The following is a 25,407-nucleotide window of genomic DNA, read 5'->3' as shown; positions in this document are numbered from 1 at the left end:
TTTTGAAATGCAGTTAATTCCTAAAATATATGTCAGCGCAGCGCTGGTGTCCTGTATCCAGGCATTTCCCGCCCAAGCGCAGCAGCGCATCCAGCCCGTACGGTTCTCGGAGGTCAACATTACCGACCAGTTCTGGAAACCCAAACAGGAAAAAGTAGCAACGGCCACACTCAATGCGTGTATCATTCAAACCGAGGAAAAATCGGGCCGTATCCGGAATTTTGAAAAGGTGGCCCGAAAGCAAGGCGAAAAGCACGAGGGTATTTACTATGACGACAGTGACGTGTACAAGGCGATTGAAGCCATGGCCTATTCGCTCAAAAACCGTCCCGACGCAGCCCTGGAAAAGAAAGCCGATGAATGGATCGACAAGATCGCCGCTGCTCAGCAACCGGACGGCTATTTGAATACCTATTACACATTAACCGACCTCAGGCAGCGCTGGACCGACATGGAAAAGCATGAGGATTACTGCGCCGGGCATTTGATGGAGGCGGCCGTTGCCTATTATAATACCACCGGCAAGCGCAAGCTGCTCGATGTCGCCATTCATTTCGCCGACCATATCGATTCTACTTTCCGCGTCGCCAACCGGCCGTGGGTATCCGGGCACCAGGAAATCGAACTGGCGCTGATGAAGTTATATCATTTGACAAAAGAAGACCGCTACCTGAAACTCGCCGACTGGTTCCTCGACCAGCGCGGGCACGGCCATGGGAAGGGCAAAATCTGGGACGAATGGAAAGACCCCAAATATTGCCAGGACGACGTGCCTGTGAAGCAGCAGAAAGAAATTACCGGCCACGCCGTGCGCGCCATGTACCAGTATACAGGCGCGGCCGACGTGGCCTCCGTCACACAGGACCCCGGCTATATGAATGCCATGACCGCCGTCTGGGAAGACGTCGTTTACCGCAACATGTACCTGACGGGCGGAATCGGCTCCTCCGGCCACAACGAAGGCTTTACCGATGACTACGACCTGCCCAACGGGGCCGCATATAGTGAAACCTGCGCGTCGGTAGGGATGGTGTTCTGGAACCAGCGCATGAATTCCCTCACCGGCGAGGCCAAATACATCGACGTCCTCGAACGCAGCCTTTACAATGGTGCCCTGGACGGTCTTAGCCTTGGCGGCGACACCTTCTTTTACGGAAACCCGCTTTCGTCTGTGGGTAACAATGCCCGCAGTGCATGGTTCGGAACAGCGTGCTGCCCTTCCAACATCGCCAGACTCGTGGCGTCGGTCGGGGATTATATTTATGGTAAATCAGACAAGAATATCTGGGTGAATCTCTTTGTGGGCAGCAATACAACTTTTCAGTTTGGCAAAACGGCCGTGCCGCTGAAAATGGATACCAATTATCCATGGGACGGTAATGTGAAGATCAAGGTCTCACCTCCACAGAAAGTTAAATACACATTGCAAATCCGCATTCCCGGCTGGGCGGCCGAAACGGCTGTTCCGGGTGGATTGTACAACTTTGCCGGCGCCGGTAATGCAAAGGTGGAAATACTGCTGAACGGCAATCCCGTTGTCTATCAAACGGAAAAGGGGTATGCGGTGATCGACCGCACGTGGCAGAACGGCGATGAAATCGAAGTAAAGCTTCCGATGGAAGTGCGGCAGATTAAGGCCCGCAAGGAAGTAAAGGCAGACGCGGATCGCATTGCCATCCAACGCGGCCCCATCGTGTATTGCGTGGAAGGTGCCGACAATGCGGGTGAGGTATGGAACCTGCTCGTGCCTGAAAACCCTTCATTCAGTATTCAGAAAGGCCAGATCCTGAACGAACCGGTTGTGTCCATTCAGGCTAACCTGCAAATGGTAAAAGCCACGCCCGACGGCCTGAATGTAAAGCTTGAACCGCAGACTGTGACCGCTATTCCGTATTATACGTGGGCAAACCGCGGCCGTGGCCCCATGCAAGTATGGCTACCCGTGAAGATGAAGCATATCAGGATTGCCGAATAGCAGCATTCTTACCGTGACTGACTCAATCCAGCTTCCACTAAAAAAATGTCCGCTTTGGAACGATAGACGTGCCAAAGCGGACATGCTGCTTTCATGACGAATAGACAAGTTTTGACCTGATCCCTAACGAATCATCGTTACTTTAAGAAAAGTCGCGGGAATGGATGTGGTATTCTTGTCACCACTCTGGTTTTGACTATTGAACAATGCCGCCAGTTCCCGTTCCAGGTCTGCGGCCTTGCCATTCATCTCTGCCGCCTCGAATGCATTCATTGTCGGCCCGTAGTAATCACGAAATCTTGCCAGGAAATCGGTTGTGGAAAAAGGCCCTTCGAATGTAAATGTTTCCCTGCTGAACGAAATGTTCTCTTTCGAGGCGCCGGCAGCGACAAAACGTTCGGTTACTTCTTTTTCAACACCCCAGAGCATCGGGCTGATAAACCCTTCGGGCGGCGCGGGCGTGTATGCGGAACTTACCCGCAGGATTTGCGCTACGAGTGTCGGGTCGCCCGGTATCCAGTTGCCCATTACGATCTTTCCGCCTCGGCGCGTCACGCGGAACATTTCCTTGGCAACGTCTAGCGGCTTGGGTGCGAACATCGCCCCGAAAATACTGACCACAAGATCGAACGATTCGTCCGCGATATCGTGCAGATCGGTCGCGTCGCCTTCGCGGAAAGAGATATTGGTGAGCCCTTCCTCTTTCACCCGGCGGTTACCCGCTTCCACAAGGTTGCTGGCAATGTCGACACCCTGCACGTTCGCGCCGAGCTTTGCTTCGGGGATGGCTGTGGTCCCATCGCCACAACCCAGATCGAGCACGTCCATTCCCTTTTTGATACCTAATGTTGCGACCAGCTCCGACCCGCTCCTGCGCATGGTTTCTGCCAGGCGCGTGAAATCTCCTTTTTCCCAGAGTGCTTTGTTTGGATTCATTTGATTTTTGTTTTTTGTTTTTAATAAGGCCGCAAGTTCAGTAAACCGACTTCCCTGTTCCATACTGATCATTCAGTATCCGAGGCTGGAACTCATTTTCTGACAGCCATTCCACAGCCCAAATGTACATTCATTATCAGACCATTATCTCTGACAATTCCGCTTTTTCGAGTTAACGGAGTGACTGTTTCGCCTAACTGATTAAACGGTCGTCATAAACCGCGTTGATCCCCTCCGGAATGCCGTCCTGCAAAACCGTTAAATAACTAATTCTACAAATAGGGACGATAAGTAAGTAAAAAAGCAAAGCTCGGTTACTTGATCCTTCAAACAGACTTAATCTCCATGAACTTAACAGACGACTTGCAACAAATTGAAAAACTGCGGCTGATCGTTCAGGAAGCCGAAAACACCGGCAACCTGGATATGATGACCGCGATCCTGGCCGACGATATCACGGTTATCGCTCCCGGTTCGCCGGTAATCAACACCAGGGCAGGCGGTGTGGACTTTCTGCGTTCCTGGTTCGATGCTTTCTACATCCAGATCTCCTACGAATCGCAGGATATTGAGATCCGGAACGACCTTGCATACGAATGGGCGATTTACCACCAAGCTACCACCGACAAAAAAACAGGCGAAAAAGCGTCCGAAACGGGAAGAATGCTTTGGATCTACAAGAAGTACAATGGAGCATGGCTGCAACATTTCATTATCTGGAATACAGCCGCTTAAAGAGTCTTATCTTCACAATAACTTAAAGCATCATGTCTTATCTTCATGCGCCAAGGCTCGTGTTCACGGGTGATTTCCTGTCCGATGTCAGTACGGTCAACAACGACACGGCCCACTACAACAATGCCACTTTCCAACCCAACTTCCAGGAACCCGGCCAGGGTGCTACCAACGGCTGGTGGAACCCGGAAGGAGGTGCGGTTTTCGATTTTCAAAACTGTTCGGTCAAACAGATCTTCCTGCCGGATGGCACCACACAGACTTCTCAATACGACGACATCATCATAGGCCAGGCTGTTGTAGGTGCCGAAGGTCGCCCGACCGGCAAGATGGTCGATCTGGACCCCGATGCCCAGATGTATTCCGCATTATGGTGCGTCCAGCTGCGTATTTGCACTACTAATGGCGACCTGCTTTTCAAAGGCGACATTACTACCACCTCGTTCCGGGACCTCCAAATGAGGCAACTCGACGGCGGCAAAAGCAACGGGCAGCCATTGGGAGCCAGTTGGACCTCGGTGATTACCAACGTTGAATGGGGCAAGGCGGCCGAAAACTCCACATTTCTGAAAACATTGCGCTCCACGACGCAAAACAACACCCTGGCTATTAATATGAACCCGTTCGGCTATTATTACAGCCATAACGACGGGCGGTTTTCGCTGGGCAGGATCATCGGTTCCATCGGGCCGTATTTCGAGGGCGAACCACTTACTTTTGCGGCAGCGCGCAGGTTGTATGGCATTAATTACACGCCCAGCGCCCGCGGCACGTATTTCAGCATTTCCAATTTCCTGGTCGAGCCCGGTGCCAGACGCGTCAGTGTCGATTTCGGTGCGAGCTTCCCCGTTTCCGATTCGATCGGAACGATTAACTACAAGCAGGATTTGCGCCTGGCTGTCAGCAAAGTGCCGCAAACCTTTGTGGCAAGTCGCCAGACCCCGACTTCTTACGTCAGCCCCGACGATTTTATTGAAGTTGGGCCATTGGATTACCAGTCCGACCCTAACTGGCTGAACCAGACGGGCGGGATCGTTTCGTTCAATAATCTGCCGGACGCAACGATATCGGCATTGAGTAACAACCAGCTCATACTCGTCTCACCGTCGGCGAGCCAGCCGGGGCAATATGCGGTAATCGCGCGGGAGGCGATCGACGGCCTTGTGGCCAGGGCGGACAATTTCATCCAGCGCCTGGATTACGGCCAATCGGTCGACGTCGATTTTTACGCGTATCAATGGGGAAACCTGCTTCCGAGTGCCAGCATCACGGCTACGCTCGACCCTGCTACTCCTGATACGCCCGTCGGCCCTCAAAACCCGATCTCTGAACTTTACGGAAACAATTTCCCGGCCGACGGCCTGTCGTTCAACGGGCAGATCTCGACCAACCCGCAAGGCAAAGCGCAACTGCGGCTATCCGGTAATTCCATTTACAGTCCGCGAGTTTACATCGACGGGCAGATCTATTTTATTACCTATCAGACTGCAACCGTTGACCCGGCATTTGGTACAGAACAACTCGTAGTACACCTGCGCGACTATTTTGAAGAAATCGCGAACCCGGTCTGGGACGATATTTCGGAGATGATGGTCCAGTACAGCAACCTGTACCCGATCATGAGCAAGTATGTCGTGAACCTGGCCGACCCGCTGGCGCTGGCAGAGAAAAAGAATATCCTGATTTTCGCATTCTCGCGTGGTATGAACGACACGATGCACATGCCCGTCACCCGCGACTTATCGGATACCAAGCGGAAAACCATCTTGAACTGGCTCAACAACCCGCAAACCGGTCAGAGAAGTGTATTGAAAACCGAGGCCAGGGAGGCGAAAACAGCCAATCCGGCTGCTCCGGGAACAGTCCTGACCGACAAGCAAGCCCGGTACCGGGAGGCCGTCAAGGCGAAAAACGGTTCGTTCCCGGGCTTTGCGGCCACCGACGATTTGTTCGAAAATCTGTGATTTACGGTTAAAAATTTCTTCACCATGCTACAAATAGATTCAACATATATTGAGAAGGCATTGACCGCCAATGCCATCGAAGAGCTCTATCCGCTGCTTCAAAAAGCGATCGAGCTGGAACATTCGACTATCCCTCCTTACCTGACGGCCATGTTTTCGCTCAAACCCGGTACAAACCTGGTGCAGCGGCAGATCATCCATTCGATTGTGATCGAGGAAATGCTGCACATGACCATCGCGGCCAATATCCTGAATGCCCTGGGCGGTAAGCCGAAGATCGACAAAAACGATTTTGTGCCCGAATACCCGGGACCTCTGCCTATGGGCATTGGCAACGGGCTGATCGTGGGGTTGGAAAAATACTCGACGGATGTCGTCAAAAATGTGTTTATGGAGATTGAAGAGCCGGAGAATCCATTGGTTTTCAAATCGGTAAGCCTGGTAGAATTACCCACATTCAGCACGATAGGCCAGTTTTACCAGGCTGTCCAGAAGAAAATAGACGACCTGGCGCCCAATGATCTGCCGGGCGAAAAAAGCAAGCAGGTCACGTCGTCGTTCTTCCCTTCGGACGAACTTTTCCCTATTTATACCAAACAGAACGCGATCGATGCGATCAATATCATCATCGAGCAAGGCGAAGGAACTTCCACCTCCCCGGTTGATCAGGAAGACGAGTTGGCGCATTACTACCGTTTTGAAGAGCTGTACAAAGGTAAAAGACTGATTAAAAACGATGCAGCACCAAACGGCTACTCCTTCTCAGGTCCCGACATCCCGTTTACGCCCGAAGATGTTTTTCCATTGTTTCCCAACACCAAAACCAGCATGCTACCTGCCGGCAGTGAGGAACTGAACAGGATGAACGAATTCAACACGAGCTACTATTCCCTGCTTGCCGGCCTTCACACTACGTTCAACGGCCATCCCGAAATGCTCGACAGCACGGTGGGCGTTATGTACGATCTCAAACTGACCGCCCAGAAACTTTGCGCGACGCCCTTCCCTGGCAAAGCCGGTTATACGATCGGCCCTTCGTTCGAGTTTATCGTTCCGGCCGGAAGTTAAGGTGCTCCCAAATGAGGTCGGCGGCGCGCCAATGCACCGCCGACCTTTTAAAATAGCTTACTCTCTTCAAAAGCTTTGATCAAAGGCGCTATTTCGAGCCTTTTCATGGGCAATAACGCCTGGGTAATCCGGTTAATCTGCTCTTGCGTGCCGTTGACCATCAGTTCTTCCAGCTCTGCGGGAGTGATTTGCCACGACACCCCGAATTTATCCTTAATCCACCCGCATTGCTCGGCTTCGGGGACCGCCGACATCTTTTGGGTAAAATAATCGAGTTCCGCCTGGTCCTCGCAGTTGACAACTATCGAAACACCCTCATTAAAATTGAACTTGTGCTCATGGGCGCTGTCCATGGCCGTAAACCAGGAATCTTCGAGTTTGAAATCCGCGAACATGATCGTACCGGGTTTATCCGGCGCCATACCTTCCGGATACCGGTGTATCGAGCCCAGTTTAGCGTTTTTGAAAACCGAGCAATAGAAATTAATGGCCTCCTCCGCTTTTCCGCATTGGTCTCCCACAAACATCAGCGAGGTAATAATCGGCGGTCGGGGCTCTCCTTCCGGATTGGTAAGGATCAGCTGCCAAGAAACTCCGTACTTGTCCTGAATCCAACCATACCGCTGGCTGAATGGATATTGATCGATGGGCATCAGCACATTCCCCCCTTCTGAGAGTTTGTCCCAGACAAAGTCAATTTTTTCGCGCGCAGCTTGCGCGGGATCGGGCGAGCCGCCAAAAAACAGCGGATCGAAATTCACCATGAAGGATATCGATGGATTGGGTTTGAAAATCGGACCGGCGCTGATCGCCATGAATTTCTGGTTCCAGAGCTCGAATATGACCATATCGGCGTCGCCCGAAGGCGTGTCTTCCATCCTCGTGATGCTGGTAACCCTCGATTCGGGAAATACCGACGCGTAAAACGCTGCCGCTTCCGCAGCTTCCTTATCAAACCATAAATGCGGGACGATTTTTTGCATGATCATTTGATTTAAGTGAGATTCTAACGGATGTTCTGATGGCGGTATGGTAAAAGTAAGAAATTGGTCGATTTGAAACCGTTGTTCTGTTTCGGTCTGTCAATTTATTTCGACATCCCTTTTGATTGTAGTACCTTGTAGCAAGCAGACGGCTGCATTAAATTGCTATTGATTATTACCACCGCATTCAACCTAAGCAATGACAAACTCCAAACGACTTCAAAAATGGGCGATCGCTGGTTGTCTGGCCTTTGCCTCCTGCGCAGGCTACCAGCGAACAGATCTCTATTTCGGCAGGGATATTCCGGGAGGCGGTGGAACGGTGAGCGAGCAGCAATGGAAGAATTTCAGCGACAGCGTCATCAGCAATTATTTCCCCGAAGGCTACACGGAATGGGATGCCAATGGCCGCTGGAAAGATACCGATACCAAACAAACGATCACCGAACCAACCAAAGTCGTCACTTTTTTTGGCAAAAAAACCAAGGCTAGAAGCGCTGCACTCGACAGCATCGCGCAACGCTATCTCCGCAGGTTCCATCAGCAAAGCGTGTTACGTACCGATATAAAATCCAAAGTAAAATTTATCAATAAGGCTCCCTGAATGATCAGGAAAATACTGCCGGTTGCTGGCATAATTTTTACCCATCGTCACTGTACGGATTCAACAACTAATCGATAGCATTATGAAAAAACTAATGATCACCGCGGTGATGGCCTTGTGCTGCGCAGGGACAGTCTCATACGCCCAAAGCACGACCAGTTCGACCGACAAATCAAAAACAACGAAGGGTTCCGGACAAGGGATAAAAACGCCTACTCCGAAAAGCGAGGAAAAAAGCGCCGGCAAGGGGCAGGAAAACAAGTCGGACAAGCCCAATCCCACCGACCAGGTAGCTCAGAAAAGTAGTGAAAACGATGGCAGTAACCGGCCGGGAGGCGCCACGCATGAGAATGCGAACGACGTGGGCCGGTACTCGGACCGGGAAGACAATAATTCGATGCTGTTTTCCAGAGAAGCCATTGCACTTCGCCGGAAGAATCACACCGAACCTGATATGGTATTAAAAGAAGGAAGCGGTTCTTCGCCCAGGAACACAAAAAACCACACGGGCGTGACGGGAAACTACCGGAATCTGGCAACACAAACAAGTGGAATACCGTCGAGCGAATAGAACCAAAGTTATTAACCAAGTAAAACCCCGGAACACTAACTCCGGGGTTTATGATTGATATCCTGCCGATTATGCCTAAGTATTTTACACTTTCGTTCGTGTCACTGATCATTGATCAGCGCTTCGGAAAACTCCCATAACTCCCTTGCCAGCACCCTGCTTTTAGCCTTTGCCGACGACCGGGCGGGTTTGGAGTTGGCAAAATAACGTCCTGTGACATTATTCAGCTCGGGTGCCGTGGCTACGTGGATAATGCCTGCCGCCGCCTGTTCAGGCGTACGGAAAAATGATTTGAAAGATTTCATGAACCAGGAGGTGGCCCCGTCGCCCTCACCACCGAAACTGCTCGAAACCGTACCCGGGTGCACTGCATTAGAGGTAATGCCAAATGGCGCCAGCCGCTCCGAAAATTCATTGGAAAAGAGGATATTGGCCAGTTTTGAGCGACTGTAAATCAACAGATCATGGTAATGCGGCGGATTGGCGAGCTTGGCCGTCTGATACCTGAACGCGAGGAAATGCGCTGCCGAGGCCAGGTTCACTACTCGCGCGGAGTCAGCTGCTTTGAGCAGACCGACTAGCCCTGTCGTCAATAGAAAAGGTCCCAGATGGTTGGTAGCGAACGTCAGTTCGATGCCCTCGGCGGTGGTCTGCCGATGCTGCACAATGAGTCCGGCGTTGTTGATCAGCAAGTCAATTTGCGGATAGTTGGCGGTGATCTCTTCCACCGCGTGTTTGACGGACGCCATGCTGGAAAGGTCGCATTGGATAAAACCCGTGCTCACATCATTCCCTATTTCCAGTTGCAGCTGGCGGGCTTTTGCCTCGTTGCGGGCCACGAGTATCAGATCATAGCCCCTGCGTGCAAGTTCGAGGGCGGTAACGCGGCCGATACCCGATGTGGGCCCGGTAATCAGTGCTGTTTTATGCATTGAATCAAATGGACGATATCGGGGTAATACGGCCGGAACTGCCGACCTCTATGGCGCCTAAGGTAAGCAGGGAACCGGAGCAAAACCAGGGCCGTTGCCTGATTTACTTAAAAACAGATGGCCGGGATTTTTTCTAACTTTGGTAAATGCATACCGAATTCGAAAATTATCTGGCCTCCCAAACTGATCTGCCCGCCGACACCGTAAGGCAGATCAGCGGTATGGCCACTTTGCGGCGATTGCACAAAAATGAAGTGCTCCTGAATGCAGGAGAAATATGCCGCCATAAAATATTCATCGTTCATGGCCTTTTACGGACCTACCATATCAAACCGGATGGCAATGAGCATATCCTCCATTTTTCGCCCGAGAATACCTGGACGCTGGATGTGGAAAGCTACGACATGCAAATTCCGTCGCTAATCAATATCGAAGCGGTCGAACGAAGCACGGTTTTGCTCTGGACCAAACCTGATTTCGACAAATTGCTCAAAGATGTTCCCGAACTCAAACGGTTTTCGGAACGGCTCATTTCCCGCGCCATCTACCACAACCGTAACCGCATCCTGACAATCCTGAGCGGCACGCCGGAGGAGCGTTATGCCGATTTCGTGAACGCCTATCCCGATTACCTGGCGCGATTGCCGCTCCGGATGATAGCCGCCTACCTAGGCATGTCCCTGAAAACCCTCACACGCATACGTCACGCGCAGCTGCTGCGCGAGGCCGGAATTATGGACAAATGACCTTGTTTACCCATGGGCGGGGTTTCAATTTTGCATCAAACAAAAACTGAAACCAACATGCGTGTATTTGTAACAGGGGCCTCCGGATTTGTAGGCTCCGCCATTGTACAGGAACTGTTAAAAAATGGTCATGAAGTGCTCGGGCTCGTACGCTCTGAGCATGCAGTCGAACAGCTGGAACTAGCCGGCGCAACGCCGGTTCGGGGAGATGTGAACGATCCGGAATTGCTCCGCCGCTGTGCAGCGGATTCCGAAGCCGTCATTCACACCGCTTTTAACCACGATTTCTCTCAATTCAAGGCGAACTGCGAAGCCGACCGTAAAGTGATCGAAACGCTGGGCGAGGCACTGAAAGGTTCAGGGAAACCGTTGGTGGTCACCACCGGAATGGGTCTTTTGCGCTACGACAGGCCGGTTACCGAAGACGACGTATTGAATGCGAAGTCGGATGCGATCCCGCGGGCCGCCACCGACGAGGCGGCGAATGCGGTCGCAGCGGAAGGTGTGGACGTGTACCTGGTACGGCTGCCTCCCAGCGTACATGGCGCGGGCGATCACGGTTTTGTGCCTATGATCATTGACATCACCAAAGAAAGGGGCGAATCAGCTTACATAGGCGAAGGTGGCAACCGGTGGCCGGCAATACACCGCCTCGATGCGGCCGTGCTGTACCGACTGATCATCGAGAAACGTCCGGCATTGAAAGTACTGCACGCGGTAGCGGAGGAGGGCATTCTCTTCAGGGACATCGCGAAAGCGATCGGGACGGGCCTGGAACTTCCCGTGGTAAGCAAAACCGGCGCAGCCGCCGCGGCACATTTCACCTGGTTCGAACATTTTGCTGCCATAGGCTGTGTCGCGTCGAGCGAAAAAACCCGCGAGGCGCTCGGTTGGCAACCAACCGGGCCTGAGCTGCTGACCGACATTGCCACGGCCGGGTATCTCACAGCGGACCAGCCGGACAGCTTTCGTTGAACCACATTTCGAAAAGTTCAGGTGTTTCACCAAGCCTTTAACCCGCAACGGACTGACACTGCGCTGAAATAGATTTTCACTATCGAATCATAGAATTAATCGATTTTGACAATAAATTTCAGTATTATACCTTTATCCCGCTGCATAAATACCAGAAGCAGGCAAATGGTTTAACACTTGAACTTATCGTAATGGAAAACGGATCAAACGACATTAGCAAATGTCCTTTTCACAACGGGACTATGAATCACAACGTAGGCGGCGGCGGTACCAGGAACCGGGATTGGTGGCCAAACCAGCTAAAACTGAACATCCTGCGCCAGCATTCGTCCCTGTCCAATCCGATGGGCGAGCAATTCGACTACGCAGAAGCGTTCAAAAGTCTCGATCTGGAAGCTGTCAAAGCTGATCTTCACGCGCTCATGACCGATTCCCAGGACTGGTGGCCGGCTGACTTCGGGCATTACGGGCCATTGTTCATCCGCATGGCATGGCACAGCGCGGGAACCTACCGCGTGTTCGACGGACGCGGAGGCGGCGGCTCTGGTCAGCAGCGGTTTGCCCCACTCAACAGCTGGCCCGACAACGTCAGCCTTGACAAGGCGCGTCGTTTGCTTTGGCCTATCAAACAAAAATACGGTAACAAGATTTCATGGGCCGATTTGCTGATCCTGGCCGGAAATATTGCCCTCGAATCGATGGGCTTCAAAACATTCGGTTTCGCCGGCGGGCGTGCGGATGTGTGGGAAGCCGATGAAGACGTATACTGGGGTTCGGAAACGACCTGGCTCGGTAACGACCGTCGCTATGCCAACGGCAAGCCAGGGCCTGATGACCACGCAGTAATACCTTCGGACGAAAATGCGGACGGCAACATCCACTCCCGCCACCTCGAAGAACCGCTTGGTGCAGCGCACATGGGCCTCATCTACGTAAACCCCGAGGGCCCGGACGGCAACCCCGACCCTGTCGCCGCTGCCAAGGATATCCGCGACACGTTCGGCAGAATGGCTATGAACGATGAAGAAACCGTGGCGTTGATCGCTGGCGGCCATAGTTTTGGAAAAACCCACGGCGCAGCCCCTTCCGACCACGTGGGTGCCGAGCCCGAAGGCGCAGATCTGGAACACCAGGGATTGGGCTGGAACAACAGCTTCGGTTCAGGTAAAGGAGCTGATACGATCACTAGCGGTCTGGAAGTGATCTGGACAACCACGCCAACCAAATGGAGCAACAATTTCTTCGAAAACCTGTTTGCATTCGAATGGGAGCTTACCAAAAGCCCCGGCGGAGCGCACCAATGGGTAGCCAAAGATGCGGGCGAAATCATCCCCGACGCTTACGACAGTTCCAAAAAGCACCGTCCTACGATGCTGACAACGGACCTTTCACTGCGCTTCGACCCGGAATATGAAAAAATTTCAAGGCATTTCCTGGAAAACCCTGACGCATTCGCCGATGCATTTGCCCGGGCATGGTTCAAGCTGACGCACCGTGACATGGGCCCACGTGCCCGCTACCTGGGCGCGGATGTACCTGCGGAAGTCCTGATCTGGCAAGACCCCGTTCCGGCAGTGGATCACGAACTGGTGAATGAAAACGATATCGCTGGCCTGAAATCCAACATTCTGGCGTCCGGACTGAGCGTTTCGGAGCTGGTTTCGACAGCCTGGGCTTCGGCTTCGACGTTCCGGGGTTCTGACAAGCGCGGCGGTGCAAACGGTGCACGTATTCGCCTTGCTCCGCAGAAAGACTGGCAGGTGAACAACCCCGTGCAGCTGCAAAAAGTACTGCGCACGCTGGAAAGCATTCAACAGGAATTCAACGGCGCGCAGTCGACTGGCAAGAAGATTTCGCTCGCCGACCTGATCGTACTCGCAGGTGCTGCCGGCGTGGAAAAAGCCGCCCAGGATGCCGGACATGCCATTACCGTTCCTTTCACGGCCGGACGTACCGATGCCTTGCAGGAGCAAACCGATGTGGAATCGGTAGGCTACCTGGAACCGATCGCGGATGGTTTCCGCAGTTACCGTGGAACAAAATCCAGCGTACCGACGGAAGCGTTGCTGATCGATAAAGCCCAGCTATTGACGCTCACCGCGCCGGAAATGACTGTCCTGCTCGGTGGTTTGCGGGTATTGAATATCAATTTTGACGGCTCCAAAAACGGCGTATTTACCCAGCGCCCTGGCGTACTGACCAACGACTTCTTCGTTAACCTGCTCGATATGAACACTTCATGGAAAGCCATGGGGCCAGACAGGGAAACTTATCTGGGAAGCGACCGTGCTACGGGCCAGCCCAAATGGACCGCTACCCGGGCCGACCTCGTATTCGGCTCGCATGCGGAGCTCAGGGCCATCGCCGAAATATATGGCAGCTCCGATTCGGGTGAGAAGTTTGTCAAAGACTTTGTTGCCGCATGGAACAAAGTGATGGACCTCGACCGGTTTGACCTGGTCTGATCCGCATTCATTCACCGTGAACAAAAGCCGGCCAGGTAATTCCTGGCTGGCTTTTTTAGTTTTTGGAAAAAAGCACCAGCGTTCGCTGAGAACGAATCACTTAGTAAACAGAAGGGCTTGTCCATCCTGCGTAATGGTCAGTTCCTTTGCATCCGGCCGGAATTCCATCGTTAAATCCGCCGCATCATACTTGAATACGTCCTTTTTCACGGGCATCAGCCGAAAAGCCGGCTGGTCACCGGGCTTGCCATACAGCCTGTTGTTGGAGTGGCTGATAGTCATCCGGACAGGAATCTGCTGGCTCACGTACTCGCCCACATATCTTTCCAGCTCCTCAAGACTCAGCTGCATTGCTTTGAAATCAGGGATCGTGACCGGCAACTTGTAATGGGTGCGGAGCATCGCAATCAGCATGTCGTTCAGCGAGTAGTCCGCGCCATTGGAAAATACGGTGGCAGCCAGGCTATCGCCGGGGAAGTACGCGGTCAATGACCGAAATCCGTCGATGCCGCCAGTGTGGCCAAAGCCTTTTTTCTCATCAAAAGGAATTGGCATCAGGCCTATACCAAATACATCTACGATCCTTGTCATTTCGCCCAGGCTTTTCTGTGACACCAGCTTGTGCTCAAAAAGTGCTTCCATGAACGCCGTAACGTCGCGCGGCGTAGAAACAATGGCACCTGCCGCGGCTGGCTGGCTCAGATCGCTCTCTTTGTCTTTTTCCCAGCGCTTTCCAAACGAGTAGGAATAAGCCTCTCCTTTTGCCGACTCGATCTTTCCGCCGAACCGTGTGTTTTTCAGACCTACGCGCGACAGAATGCGTTCTTGCAGGTTCCTTTCGTAACTTTTTCGGGTAATATCTTCGATCATATAGCCGAGCAGCACGTAGTTGGTATTGCTGTAAGTGGATTGTGCGTCCGGTGTAAATGCAGGTGCATGTTTTTCAAAAATCGCCAGCATTTCGGCGCGGGTCCGCGGCTGGGTATTCGATTTCCAGTACGCATCTTCGTCAGTAAAGTTGTAAATACCGCTCCGATGGCGTAGCATCATTTCGATCGTGACCTGGCCGGCATTGGGGATGGTGGGAAAATATTTGTCGAGACGGGTATCCAAAGTCAGTTTATTCTCTTCCACTAACTGCATGATCATCGTCGCCGTGAACGTCTTGGTGATGGACCCGATGCGGTAGCGGGTATCAGGCGTCGCTTTAACGCTGTGGGCACTATCGACCACCGCGTAGCCGATCGCCCGCTCATATACCCTCTTTCCCTTGTGCGTAAGCAGCACGCTAGCCATTGACTGGTTATGGACCGCGAGTGAATCAAACAGCCGGTCGAGGCTGGCGATATCCAATTGCTGAGCCGATGCGGAAAGTGTAAAAAGAAATGCGACGATCGCTGTCAAGATGAGCTTCATGGGAGGAAATGGTCTTTTTTACAAATAAACCATATAGACCGAATTCCAGGTAACCGATCGTCACATTTTTGTTTATTTGACTCAATGCACAATCACGATCTTATGACTGCTCTGAGAGCCATCCATATAATAAATTGTAACCCAATGCATGCCCGAACCCAGCTTTGCCACATCCACCACCGACTGATTTTCAGCAGAAGTATACAAATGCGTCCCCGAAAGCGAATGCAGCTGAACCTTTGAAAACCGCCTGTTGCCGGTCCGGATAAAGAGCTTGTCGGTAACCGGGTTAGGGAACAGCACGACCGGGGAATTGCCGGCAGCGCCAAAATCCACGGAAACAATCTGGCTGTAAGCAAAAGCCTGTTCCGCGTGGTTCACCGCGAGATCGACCATTTTCAGCCGGTAATAGTTGACACCCGGTAAGGGCGAAGCATCATAGGCTTTATAAAGGTGCCCACCCTCGCCTATCGCCGGGATTTCGCCCGGTACCGATGTCCAGGACCTTGCATCGGCACTTCGCTCTATTTCAAAGTGGCTGACGTTCTCCTCCTCGGCCGTACGCCATTGCAGCTGCGTCCCGTTTTCAGCGGGTGTGGCCGCAAAGCTGACAAGCCGCACGGGTAACGGCGTACCTGATCCGATGAAATCTTTGGCAAACCAGAATTCTGAAAAACTTTTGGTCGTAAATTCCAGGTAATACCCCTGCGCATACGGCACCTTTCTCACGGCGCTTTTAGGATAGTAGGCCCAGGCCACGCTGCCGTTATTCGTTAAATCACCATCTTCATTACTGCCCGAATACTTGGTAAGAGCCAGCTCGTAAGCCGACCCGGGTTTGACGATCCCGACCTTTCCTGGCGCCGAAATAAGCTTTTCGCACTCTTCGTCGGTCACGTAGAGCCGCACGCCGACCGGTTGGGCAAAATCGGAATGCGATGCCGATATGGTAAAGCTTCTGCCGAGGTAATATTGCCTATTCTCTATCCTCATTATGCCGTTATCCAGAAAAGCCTTCACCGAAACCTCCCCGAGTGACTGTCCGTTCGGATTTATGGCCGCGACCAGCGAATTGTATAACCTGAATGGCACCCAGTCGCTGCCCTGCACGTCGGCCGAGGCTGTCGGGGTATCCGCAAGCGCATTAAAGTACACCATCGCCTGCGAATCGTAAATATGGATATCGTCAATCGCGATACCAGCCCGTCCGGTGGCCGATTTGCTTTTTATCACAAAACGAAAACGGACGTAGCCGCCCGGGAAGTAGTTGGGTATCGGCACGGTTGCCACATGCCAGCGGGTATAGTCTTGCGCATTCCAGGCATCGGCATTCTCCTGCCGTGCATTGTACCAGTTGGTTCCGCTGTTGATCCCTCCCAGGCGCATCCACGTACTTCCGCTTACATTATATTCCACGTAGGCAACGTCACAGGCGCCACCATCACATACCGCGAGGTCGATCGACGCGCTGAAACTCAGCGACGGCTGGGCCATTCCATTCAGGGTGAAGCAGGGCGAATACAGGTAGGATATGACCTCGCCACTCCGAGCCCCTCCCAGGTTGGTCGTCCATGCATTGTTACCGCTTGCCGCTTCCGTCACTTTACCGGTATTGGGCCTGCCAAATGTCCACTTCGCATTCGATTCGGTTAAATACCATCCGCCCTGGCCGTTTTCAAAGTCTTCCAGGTACGGAAAGCTGGAAATGACTTGCGCAGCCTTCGCAAGTGTTTCCGAAAAATCATTCTCGGCATTCCTGTCGAATGCTTTTCTGATTGCGACCTGGATATTCCGGTCAGTGCCGAGGTGTTTTGTCGAAGAAAAGCTGAAAGTAAAAAGTGTATCGGCACCTGCACGGACCACCGGCACATATCCCTGGTGCACAAGCTCGCCATCGACCAAAGCGTCGAAAGGAATCCGGTAACAATCCTCGGTCCCGTTGTTTTTGATAAGCACATTATATTCCTGATAGCCATCGGAGTCGCAGGAAGGGATTGCCTGCGCGCTGACCGCGGCTACTTCCAGGTCGCTCGTGGTAGTGTACAGGCGGATATCGTCGATCGTCGAACCATCGGTTTGCGCAGGCGATTTGAAACCCTGCTCCCATCTCACCTGGAAGCTCGCCGAAAAATCCTTGCCGTTCCGTTTCAGCACATCACTGATATCCAATGAGAACAGCCAGTAGTTGTTGTTTTTGGTAAAATAAGGAACAGTACTGCTTTCCAGTGCCGGTATCCACGGATCGGTATCTTTCGCACGTATGAATACGCGCAGCGGCCACGTGGGTGAAGTCGCGGCATAGAGCCGGTACCGGAACGACAAACGGATTTCGTCCCTGCCGGCCTGATAGGCTGCCAGATTATAAGTAGCATCGAGGTAGGTCGGGGACTGCGAATCGATCAGGCTGCCGGCATCCACGGTGAACGCCTTCGTACCTGAATAGGACAAACCCGCAGCGGTCCGCAACCTGCCGGGAGTGCTTTCCTGGGAGAAATCATATCTTTCCGTACCGCCCACGCCCATCGTAGCAGCATTCACTTCCACACTTTGCAACGATTCGAGATCGTCCGCAAAGGGAAGGCTTACCGGCGCATTGGCAAGTTGTCGGATCACCACTGATTGCTGGTTGTTAGCTGCAACCTGGTCACCTTCGAGCTTCACCACCACCGTAATTGGGTAGGAACCTGCGCTGCGCGAATCGATGTTTTGGATGAAGGTATAGTCCAGGTAGTTGTTACCGTTGATATCCGTATTCACCGTTTCCCAGTGAATGGCGCCGCTTCCGATGGAGTACCCGACCTGGAAGGATTGTGTCACCGGCTGATCGTCGAAGTTCCTGATCCGGACCTTCACCTCCCCGAATTCGCCAAGACTGGTGGAAGTCAGCACCCTCCCCGATCTGGAGGGGGACACGATCGCATCCACAGCCAGGTCGCCATCGGAAATAATTCCCTGGCAAGTGCCCGAATCCGGTTTCCGGCTGACAGCCACCGCCCTTCTGCCGGGCGCGCCGTTTTTCCGCGGCCTGACGGAAATGTAATAGGTCGAGTCACGCGAGAGGCCACTTAGCGTATATTTCAATTCGCTGGTTATCGCCACCGGCCGCATTTCGTTCCCTTGCAAGCGCATAACCTCATAGTCGGTCGCGCCGCTCACAGCCGTCCACTGCACCGCTGCGTAACTTTCACACTGGTTCGCCGACAAAGTGATTACCGGAAGACCCATGATCGCAAATGCAGCGCTTTCCTTCACAACCCCGGTGCTGTTTTGCGTAATACGGACTTTGGCTGTCGTAGTGGAGGCATCCGGTACCGTCCAACTGAGCTGATTGATCCCGGCAGCCACCGCAGCATTCAGGCTTGTCCATGACACACCGTCATTCAGCGAGTACGACACGGAAAACATGCTGTTTGGATTACCGTAACTATCCCAGGAAATATCGAATACATCGCCTTTCGTAAAACGCTCACCCCCGGTGGGATAAGCAAGGACAGTCGAAGTTTCGATGATATCGTATACGAGAAAATATTCCTGTGGCCCGCTGGGCACTTTGGTGCCTGAGACGTTCACCACATATGTCCCTGCGGCCGGGTTATCCAGTACGATCTGCTCGATATTATTAACGGTATCCACACCGGCCGCTGCCGCTTCCAGCGGTTTGGCCGCCCTGGGAAATGTAGGCAGTATATCGGCATTACCCGGCCGCACCACTTTCAGGTCCAGGTCATTAACCAGACTTTTTTTCCCGGTGAGCATCGCCGGGGCGACATCGTTCCAGTACAGCGTCATCTTGACCTGCGCCGTGTTCGACGGCACCGTAATCTCGTAACCATCTTTTGCCTGATTGGCGAGTTTCCCATTAAAGTACTGCCCTTTTTCGAGCATCGAGACGGATCGCAGCAGGTTCATCACGCCAAATCCATAGGTAAAATCCGGCCCTGGCAACCCCTTATCCGTGGCGCCATTGCAAAGTAAAGCCTTCATCAGCATGTTTTTGGGATTATTCCCGCCATTCAGTTGCTTGTAACGCTGGTACAACAGCGCAAGCCCGCCGGTCACAGCTGGTGCCGCCATGCTCGTTCCCGTCCCTGCCTTATAAGTGTTACCCGGGAGTGTCGACACGATCGATGTACCGGGCGCGATGATCTCCGGCTTGATGCGCCCATCCTGAGTGGGTCCCTTACTGGATGACACCAGAATAAGGCCATTGGTACCGGTAAGTCCGGTACTGATCACATTTTTTGCAGAGATACTGCCGCCGATAATATTGCCAAAGCCTGCTGTAAAACCTTCACAGGGAGCTTCCAGGCCACTATTACCGGCGGCAAAAACGTGTTGCAAGCTGGGTAGCTCGCTAGCCTGGCGGTCGAGGATGTACGAGTCGAAACTATACGCACCAAAATCCGGGCACACGCTGCCACCGTAGGAATTGTTGGTAATCACCATCCCGAAATCCCGCACCAGTTGGGGAGCCTGCCGCCAGATCTCAGAAGTGCCCCTCTTGACGATCGACGCCCTTGGCGCATATCCTCTGTATTTCTCATTCATAATGCCTCCGCCCGCCGCAGTTCCCGCGACGTGCACCCCGTGCCAATAAGTGGTTTCCTGATTGTAGCTGAGAAGCCTCGTGCTAACATCGATGTGTTCCAGCAGGTTGCCACTATCCCCGATACCAATCACCACGCCCTCTCCATTGAGCTGCCGTTGGCCAGGCAATGCCGATGTGAGCATGCTCGCCCGCGTGGCCGCTTCACTTTTATCATTAAGCAGCTCTTCCGGCGGCGGCACCGCCTCGATATACTGGACCCAGGGCATGCTTGCGACCGCCATTAGCCCGTCGATAGGCACCCTCGCTTCTAACACCTGGTAAGCGCTCAGGCCATCGGATAGCAACCGGGCATGCAAACTGTCGAGGCCTCTCACCAGGTCCACGGAGGCGATCGTCTTTATATAACTAATCCTGACATCAACTTTCCCGGCTTCGTGTACGGCATGAGCGGGCACATCGGGCCTCAGCAATGCGGGCTGGATCTTTTGCCGCGGTTCCAGTTCCAGGATAGCCCTCGCTCCGGCGAGCTGTAATATGTTCCTGTCCGGCTGACCGTGGATCATGGCTGTGTAGGCATTATCGGGAATGTAGTCGAGCAAGGTGATTCCCGCCGCATTCAGATGGCGAATCGCAGGCCCGTCGGGAATATCAAAAAATTGGATTATTACAAATTTAGCCTCATCAATAGCGGAGGTCCGGAGTGTGCTCTTTTGATGCTTTGCAGGGAGTTCAAGCGAGGGCAAAGGCGCTATTGTACCACTTTTGAGATAGAGGTTGTAAGCCCTATTTTGTTGGGCCGTAACGTTAGTTAATTGCTGTACCAGTAGTACTACTACGAGGACGCAGCGATACTTCAACAAATACATATAAAGGAGGAATGATTGCGTTCATTTTTACTTCTGAACATCGAATGTAACCCTTTTTCTTACATTTCACCCTTCTTATAACTATTTGTTTTTCAGTAGTAGTACTTGCAAAATTTGATAAACAACACAAGGTACCATGCTGTCCGAAGTAACTGTGATCCTTGACCTTTTTTACGGGCCACGCGCACCTGTTCAGGCTCGTTGACCAAGCACTATTTTCAGCCGCTCCCATCGATGGTGGAGGCAAACCGGGAAGCTGACAAGGGCAGATTAATAGCGAGTAGTTTTGCTAAAATAACCGCCGGATATATTCAATACCAGTGACGCCAAACCTTGGAGTTCATGGCTCAGGGCAATGAATGCATTCGTTCTGCGCCAATCAGAATATTAGTTTAATACAAATTTATCATTGCAAATAAAAAGAACAGGGTATTATTTGAGGTAGAAACTATGATTGCCGGACGTTTGCCTGATGTGAAGGACATAGTCGAAGTCATCAAGAAGGTTACCGTCAAAAAACTGGTTATCGGAAAGGCCGTAAACCAGCAACCGATACCGGTCGGGTAGACGAACACCTTGCACTTTCCGCTTTAATGGAGCTGTTTTGAAATAGAATACAGGCTGACTAATTTTCGAAAAATGGTATTCAAAGCTGGTGCTGTCGCCGCGTATCACTTTGTTTTTATCGGTGATGCGACCCGCTTCCGGAGTAAAGGTCGTGTAAGTACCACCTGCGGTTGTTAGCCCGATGCATTGATAGCCGTTTCCCAATTTTTTCAACAGAAATGAACCGACACTTTTCGAGAAGATATTTGGGGTTCGCTGCAAATGGGCATTATGGGCCAGAATGATCAACTTTTTACCTGCCTCCACTTCCGCGAGCACATTTTCTGCCATCAAAGAATCCCGTATTTCCGATTGTACGTCCTGCGCATGTGCATAGCGGGGATCGTTGAGCAAAATAAATTGCCGGTAGTTGCGAATGCATTTTCTGACCAGCGCACTAGTTTGAGGACCGGTTGTCAGTTTACCCAGCACCCAATCGCTTAGTACTTTCAGTTCGGTGAAATCCGCTTCATTAAAACTATGATTATAAACCTCGTTGTTAAGCAGTTCATAGTAATGCAGAAGGTTTTTCAGTGAATCGGCGATGTCGCTGGTCACGCCGGATTCCCGCAGATTTTGCAACGACTGAAATGGGCTCTGCATATCAAAACCAAAAAAACGGATGTCGCTCCCCCGCGCTTTACTTATCCGGCCGACATGCTCAACCAAATCCACAAACTCCTGACATTCGTACCCGTACAACCTGAATGACCTCAGAATGGCCTTCAAATCTTCGCGGCCGCTTTCCAGATAGTCGTTCAACTTTTCTACCTCGGCCATTGGCGCTTCAAGCCCAATTTTAGTAAGCGTTCGATCCGTCGCAAGGGCATTGATCAATAGCAACCTGGCTGTAAAAAACTCCGAAGTACCATGCGACTGCTCCCCTATTCCCAAAACCTGAAACTCCCTATTCAAGACCTTACTCATAATGCCCACACTAACGTCGCCTGTAAGACTGGCCGAGTCCAGCACTACTATCTGGTCCTTTAAATGGCTGATAAAATCTTCCGATTGAGCGTTCACCTGAGGTGGGAAACAGAATTCGCTCAAACAGAAAAAGATCAAAAGAAAACGACAGAAGCATATCATCATAGTGCAGTTAACAAGTTTCTTTATATAATTAACTTTTATATAAAGAATTTACAACCGGCTGTTTACTTCTATTTTTCTAAAAAAATAGCTGCCTTGCAACCCGGTAGGTGTTGGCATGGGCCTCAATGATCGTTTTGAGTTGTGGCGAGTAGCCTCCTCCCATGCTGCATTGGACGGGTATGCCATGCTTCCGCGCGGTTTGGAGAACAATTTCGTCGCGTTGGCGGCAACCGTCGATGGTGCAGGAGAGCCTTCCGAGTTTATCCGTTGCAAGGATATCGACACCGGCCTGGTAGAAGAGAAAATCGGGTTTGAGGCGTTCGATGAGTCTGGGCAACGTGTCTCTGAGGAGGGCAAGATAAATATTGTCGTCGGCGCGATCGGGCAACTCCAGGTCCAGATCACTCTTCTTTTTACGGAACGGATAGTTGTTCTTCGCATGCATGGAGAACGTGAAGATCCTCTGCTCGCTGGCAAAAATATCTGCCGTTCCATTGCCCTGGTGGACGTCGAGGTCTACGATCAGCACCTGTTTAGCCATTCGGTGATCTACCAGGTATTGAGCAGCAACGGCCTGATCGTTGATCATACAAAAGCCTTCGCCCGCATCGCGGGAAGCATGATGCGTGCCACCGGCAATATTGAATGCAATGCCCGTTTCGAATGCTTTGAGAGCGCCGTCCACGGTCCCGCGCGCAATGCGCAGTTCCCGTTCCACTAGCAGGGGCGTTTGCTCGAAACCAATGCGGCGTATTTCCTGACGACTGAGCATGCCTGTAATGAAGCGGTCGACGTAAAGGCGGTCGTGCGCAGCGTACACGGTGGACAATTCGATGGGTTCGGGCGTAAAAAAATCCGATTCGTCGGCAATCCCTTCGCGCAGGAGCTGTAAGGGGAGCAATTCATATTTGTCCATCGGAAAGCGATGGCCTTCCGGGACGGGGTATTTAAAAATGGGGTGAAATGCAACAGGAAACATGCAAATGGACAATGCTGGGGCACAAATTTGCAAAAAAGAAAGCGACCTTCCGAAAAAGGCCGCTTTCAAAAACGGGTGCTGGATTATTCATTGTCACCGGCAATTACGCCAAACTCCGTGAATTCAACACAATTAATTCGATGGTATGGGGCAAACAACCATTACCATGGGGCGAACATCGCGAAACAAGGGATGAAATTGTTTCAACCAGCGCCCGGAAATTGGTTCTACCAAGGTTTGCCTGTTCCCTGCACCAGCCAAGGCTTCGACCACTGGCTGTTTTTCTTGCGCGGACCAGAGAAATTGGTCTCTTCCAGCTTCTCGATCGCACTGCGTACGTTGTCGCCGTTGTTGTTCATCTCGTTGTTGCTGTAAATAAAACGAAGCGGCAATGCACGGGAAGCAGGTGCCAGTCCCGGCGCCAGCGCCGGCAATGCGGTACGGCGGTAGTCGAACCATGCTTCGGTGGAAGCCGTCCAGCTCGCGATCCATTTCTGTTCCATGATTTGTGCCAGCGTTCCTTTGTAAGCCACAGCTTTCACATATGTATCGTATTGATCGGCCACGCCCCAGGTTTGCAGCGATTGCTTGATACCATTATTGTAGTGCGCTTCTGCGCCGCCGGTAGACCATCCTTTTTGTGCCGCTTCGGCCAGGATGAATGCCGTTTCGGCAGCAGACGCCAAACGGGCTTTCAGCAAACCGCCTTTGGATCCCTGATACGTATAGCTCAGCTGCGATGCATGCTGGTTCTGTACCTGCTGGCCTGTCGTCGGGTTCTCGTTATAATACGTCGGGTCGATCATACCGGCCGGGATACCCACATATTCCGAAGTATTCAGCGGGCCATTGAACAAATCAGCGTGCGTCGGCTTGTAAAGAGCAGGGTTGAAATGACGGGTAAATTTCCGTCCTGCGGCAATCTGCTCACGCAATTCCTGCTCGGTGAGCGATTTCACGCCATTCTGTATCACGCCGTCTTTGCGGATAAATTCGTCCATACCCGTTTTCAGCGTCGCGTCGGACACCCAGCGTACGTGCACGGGCTGGAACCATACTTTCATACGAGGGTCATTGCTGGCTGCCATCGTGTTGAGCAATGCAGCGGCAGGTCTCCGTCTGCGCCAGTTCGACTGACTCACATCGAATGCAATCGCGGTAGGCCACGAATCGCCGGAAGCTGAACCAATGTAGTCCATTACCGCGTCGTCGGATGCTTCTTTCAGATAAATACCGGAGGTGTAGATCTGCTCAATACCGGCTTTGGCAACGTCGGGCAGCTTTAAAGACACCCGCATGTAGTAACGCAGCAGCAGCGAATTGGCAAACTTCTGCCATTTCAGCTTATCGCCATTGTAAAATACATCATACCCAGGCGCATAGGCCGAAACATCCGCGGTAGCAAAAAGCGACGAAGCCTGTTTCAAGTCCTCGATAATGCCTTTGTAGATCACTTCCTGGCTATCAAATGCAGGCAACATTTCGCCCTGGTCGCCTTTCAAAGCATTGGTATAGGGTGCATCGCCCCACAGATCGGTGATAGTCCCGAAAATGAATGCTTTCATCGTAAGTGCCACACCCTGATGAAAGGTGAAACCCATCTCTTTTGATCTCTTGTAGAGCAGGTCGTTGTTGCGAAGAAAGCCATACCATGCTTTCCATTCATCGTCTTCCTCACTCCAGTTGTAATCGTTAAAACCATCTTTCCACGCATCTTCCTGCGTGTGCTGGACCACACCGGCAATGCGTCCGTAGCCCAGTTTCAGGTATTGAGTGCCCACGCCCGTCATAACGGTCGGCATAAGCAAGTTCGGATTGGCGGTGTTGGGATCAACGCCGTTCGGGTTTTCATTGATTTCCGTGAGGCTTTCCTTACAGGACGAAGCAACCAGCACAGCCAATATGAAAACGACTTTGGGGATATATTTAAAAATTTTCATCGCTT

At 52.1% G+C, this 25,407-nt stretch carries 17 protein-coding genes; 9 read left to right on the top strand and 8 right to left on the bottom strand.

What is annotated here, in order from left to right; translation table 11 throughout:
- Window positions 1-7: 7 nt before the first annotated feature.
- Entirely contained in the window at window positions 8-1,975 is a 1,968-nt protein-coding gene (locus AAHB90_RS10775) for a glycoside hydrolase family 127 protein (RefSeq protein ID WP_342085016.1), read from the top strand.
- A gap of 123 nt (window positions 1,976-2,098) precedes the next feature.
- On the opposite strand, the gene AAHB90_RS10770 is transcribed toward AAHB90_RS10775, so the two are convergent.
- Complete coding sequence (locus AAHB90_RS10770) at window positions 2,099-2,911, bottom strand: class I SAM-dependent methyltransferase (protein ID WP_342085015.1); 813 nt, start codon at window positions 2,909-2,911, stop codon at window positions 2,099-2,101.
- A gap of 345 nt (window positions 2,912-3,256) precedes the next feature.
- On the opposite strand from AAHB90_RS10770, the gene AAHB90_RS10765 reads away from it, so the two are divergent.
- From AAHB90_RS10765 to AAHB90_RS10755, 3 genes are read left to right on the top strand one after another with little or no spacing between them, the layout of a single operon-like run.
- Window positions 3,257-3,646, top strand: a complete 390-nt coding sequence (locus AAHB90_RS10765; RefSeq protein ID WP_342085014.1) for a YybH family protein — start codon at window positions 3,257-3,259, stop codon at window positions 3,644-3,646.
- 32 nt (window positions 3,647-3,678) lie between these two features.
- Window positions 3,679-5,610, top strand: coding sequence for a hypothetical protein (locus AAHB90_RS10760; protein ID WP_342085013.1), 1,932 nt, complete (start codon window positions 3,679-3,681; stop codon window positions 5,608-5,610).
- Between the two features lie 24 nt (window positions 5,611-5,634).
- On the top strand, window positions 5,635-6,678 hold the full coding sequence (locus AAHB90_RS10755; RefSeq protein WP_342085012.1) for a ferritin-like domain-containing protein: 1,044 nt from the start codon (window positions 5,635-5,637) through the stop codon (window positions 6,676-6,678).
- 47 nt (window positions 6,679-6,725) lie between these two features.
- Here the strand turns inward: AAHB90_RS10755 and AAHB90_RS10750 are convergent, their stop codons facing one another.
- Window positions 6,726-7,661, bottom strand: a complete 936-nt coding sequence (locus AAHB90_RS10750) for a VOC family protein (protein ID WP_342085011.1) — start codon at window positions 7,659-7,661, stop codon at window positions 6,726-6,728.
- A gap of 199 nt (window positions 7,662-7,860) precedes the next feature.
- Here AAHB90_RS10750 and AAHB90_RS10745 point away from each other — a divergent pair, with 199 nt between their 5' ends.
- Both AAHB90_RS10745 and AAHB90_RS10740 read left to right on the top strand, forming a co-directional pair.
- A complete protein-coding gene (locus tag AAHB90_RS10745; protein ID WP_342085010.1) occupies window positions 7,861-8,265 on the top strand; it encodes a DUF3574 domain-containing protein in 405 nt (134 codons plus the stop codon).
- 82 nt (window positions 8,266-8,347) lie between these two features.
- The gene (locus AAHB90_RS10740) at window positions 8,348-8,836 is read left to right on the top strand and encodes a hypothetical protein (protein ID WP_342085008.1); all 489 of its coding nucleotides are present in this window, start codon (window positions 8,348-8,350) and stop codon (window positions 8,834-8,836) included.
- A gap of 101 nt (window positions 8,837-8,937) precedes the next feature.
- Here the strand turns inward: AAHB90_RS10740 and AAHB90_RS10735 are convergent, their stop codons facing one another.
- On the bottom strand, window positions 8,938-9,768 hold the full coding sequence (locus tag AAHB90_RS10735) for an SDR family NAD(P)-dependent oxidoreductase (protein ID WP_342085007.1): 831 nt from the start codon (window positions 9,766-9,768) through the stop codon (window positions 8,938-8,940).
- Window positions 9,769-9,914: 146 nt separating this feature from the next.
- On the opposite strand from AAHB90_RS10735, the gene AAHB90_RS10730 reads away from it, so the two are divergent.
- From AAHB90_RS10730 to katG, 3 genes are all read left to right on the top strand, one after another.
- Entirely contained in the window at window positions 9,915-10,514 is a 600-nt protein-coding gene (locus AAHB90_RS10730; RefSeq protein ID WP_342085006.1) for a Crp/Fnr family transcriptional regulator, read from the top strand.
- 57 nt (window positions 10,515-10,571) lie between these two features.
- Window positions 10,572-11,489 carry an SDR family oxidoreductase gene (locus AAHB90_RS10725; RefSeq protein ID WP_342085004.1) on the top strand — a complete coding sequence of 306 codons (918 nt, stop codon included), beginning with the start codon at window positions 10,572-10,574 and terminating at the stop codon, window positions 11,487-11,489.
- A 191-nt stretch (window positions 11,490-11,680) separates the two neighbouring features.
- Window positions 11,681-13,954 carry a catalase/peroxidase HPI gene (gene katG / locus AAHB90_RS10720; protein WP_342085003.1) on the top strand — a complete coding sequence of 758 codons (2,274 nt, stop codon included), beginning with the start codon at window positions 11,681-11,683 and terminating at the stop codon, window positions 13,952-13,954.
- A 96-nt stretch (window positions 13,955-14,050) separates the two neighbouring features.
- On the opposite strand, the gene AAHB90_RS10715 is transcribed toward katG, so the two are convergent.
- The 5 genes from AAHB90_RS10715 to AAHB90_RS10695 form a co-directional block, all read right to left on the bottom strand.
- The gene (locus tag AAHB90_RS10715) at window positions 14,051-15,370 is read right to left on the bottom strand and encodes a serine hydrolase domain-containing protein (RefSeq protein ID WP_342085001.1); all 1,320 of its coding nucleotides are present in this window, start codon (window positions 15,368-15,370) and stop codon (window positions 14,051-14,053) included.
- A gap of 81 nt (window positions 15,371-15,451) precedes the next feature.
- On the bottom strand, window positions 15,452-20,785 hold the full coding sequence (locus tag AAHB90_RS10710; RefSeq protein WP_342084999.1) for a S8 family serine peptidase: 5,334 nt from the start codon (window positions 20,783-20,785) through the stop codon (window positions 15,452-15,454).
- A gap of 432 nt (window positions 20,786-21,217) precedes the next feature.
- Window positions 21,218-22,441, bottom strand: a complete 1,224-nt coding sequence (locus tag AAHB90_RS10705) for an erythromycin esterase family protein (RefSeq protein WP_342084998.1) — start codon at window positions 22,439-22,441, stop codon at window positions 21,218-21,220.
- A 118-nt stretch (window positions 22,442-22,559) separates the two neighbouring features.
- Complete coding sequence (locus AAHB90_RS10700) at window positions 22,560-23,462, bottom strand: histone deacetylase family protein (protein WP_342084997.1); 903 nt, start codon at window positions 23,460-23,462, stop codon at window positions 22,560-22,562.
- A 227-nt stretch (window positions 23,463-23,689) separates the two neighbouring features.
- The gene (locus AAHB90_RS10695) at window positions 23,690-25,402 is read right to left on the bottom strand and encodes a SusD/RagB family nutrient-binding outer membrane lipoprotein (RefSeq protein WP_342084995.1); all 1,713 of its coding nucleotides are present in this window, start codon (window positions 25,400-25,402) and stop codon (window positions 23,690-23,692) included.
- Between the last annotated feature and the right edge of the window lie 5 nt (window positions 25,403-25,407).

Origin of the sequence: Dyadobacter sp. OTU695, assembly GCF_038440355.1 — a bacterium.
In the GTDB taxonomy this organism is placed as follows: domain Bacteria; phylum Bacteroidota; class Bacteroidia; order Cytophagales; family Spirosomataceae; genus Dyadobacter.
Note: the sequence above shows the minus strand (reverse complement) of the source record. Positions and strands in the feature narration are given on the sequence as shown.

What these genes read in the sequence shown, in the direction of transcription:
- AAHB90_RS10755 (WP_342085012.1), top strand. Translation starts at nt 5,635, where the DNA reads ATGCTACAAATAGATTCAACATATATTGAGAAGGCATTGACCGCCAAT.
- AAHB90_RS10745 (WP_342085010.1), top strand. Translation starts at nt 7,861, where the DNA reads ATGACAAACTCCAAACGACTTCAAAAATGGGCGATCGCTGGTTGTCTG.
- AAHB90_RS10750 (WP_342085011.1), bottom strand. Translation starts at nt 7,661, where the DNA reads ATGCAAAAAATCGTCCCGCATTTATGGTTTGATAAGGAAGCTGCGGAA.
- AAHB90_RS10725 (WP_342085004.1), top strand. Translation starts at nt 10,572, where the DNA reads ATGCGTGTATTTGTAACAGGGGCCTCCGGATTTGTAGGCTCCGCCATT.
- AAHB90_RS10760 (WP_342085013.1), top strand. Translation starts at nt 3,679, where the DNA reads ATGTCTTATCTTCATGCGCCAAGGCTCGTGTTCACGGGTGATTTCCTG.
- AAHB90_RS10730 (WP_342085006.1), top strand. Translation starts at nt 9,915, where the DNA reads ATGCATACCGAATTCGAAAATTATCTGGCCTCCCAAACTGATCTGCCC.
- AAHB90_RS10695 (WP_342084995.1), bottom strand. Translation starts at nt 25,402, where the DNA reads ATGAAAATTTTTAAATATATCCCCAAAGTCGTTTTCATATTGGCTGTG.
- AAHB90_RS10715 (WP_342085001.1), bottom strand. Translation starts at nt 15,370, where the DNA reads ATGAAGCTCATCTTGACAGCGATCGTCGCATTTCTTTTTACACTTTCC.
- AAHB90_RS10775 (WP_342085016.1), top strand. Translation starts at nt 8, where the DNA reads ATGCAGTTAATTCCTAAAATATATGTCAGCGCAGCGCTGGTGTCCTGT.
- AAHB90_RS10765 (WP_342085014.1), top strand. Translation starts at nt 3,257, where the DNA reads ATGAACTTAACAGACGACTTGCAACAAATTGAAAAACTGCGGCTGATC.
- AAHB90_RS10735 (WP_342085007.1), bottom strand. Translation starts at nt 9,768, where the DNA reads ATGCATAAAACAGCACTGATTACCGGGCCCACATCGGGTATCGGCCGC.
- AAHB90_RS10710 (WP_342084999.1), bottom strand. Translation starts at nt 20,785, where the DNA reads ATGTATTTGTTGAAGTATCGCTGCGTCCTCGTAGTAGTACTACTGGTA.
- AAHB90_RS10700 (WP_342084997.1), bottom strand. Translation starts at nt 23,462, where the DNA reads ATGTTTCCTGTTGCATTTCACCCCATTTTTAAATACCCCGTCCCGGAA.
- AAHB90_RS10740 (WP_342085008.1), top strand. Translation starts at nt 8,348, where the DNA reads ATGAAAAAACTAATGATCACCGCGGTGATGGCCTTGTGCTGCGCAGGG.
- katG (WP_342085003.1), top strand. Translation starts at nt 11,681, where the DNA reads ATGGAAAACGGATCAAACGACATTAGCAAATGTCCTTTTCACAACGGG.
- AAHB90_RS10770 (WP_342085015.1), bottom strand. Translation starts at nt 2,911, where the DNA reads ATGAATCCAAACAAAGCACTCTGGGAAAAAGGAGATTTCACGCGCCTG.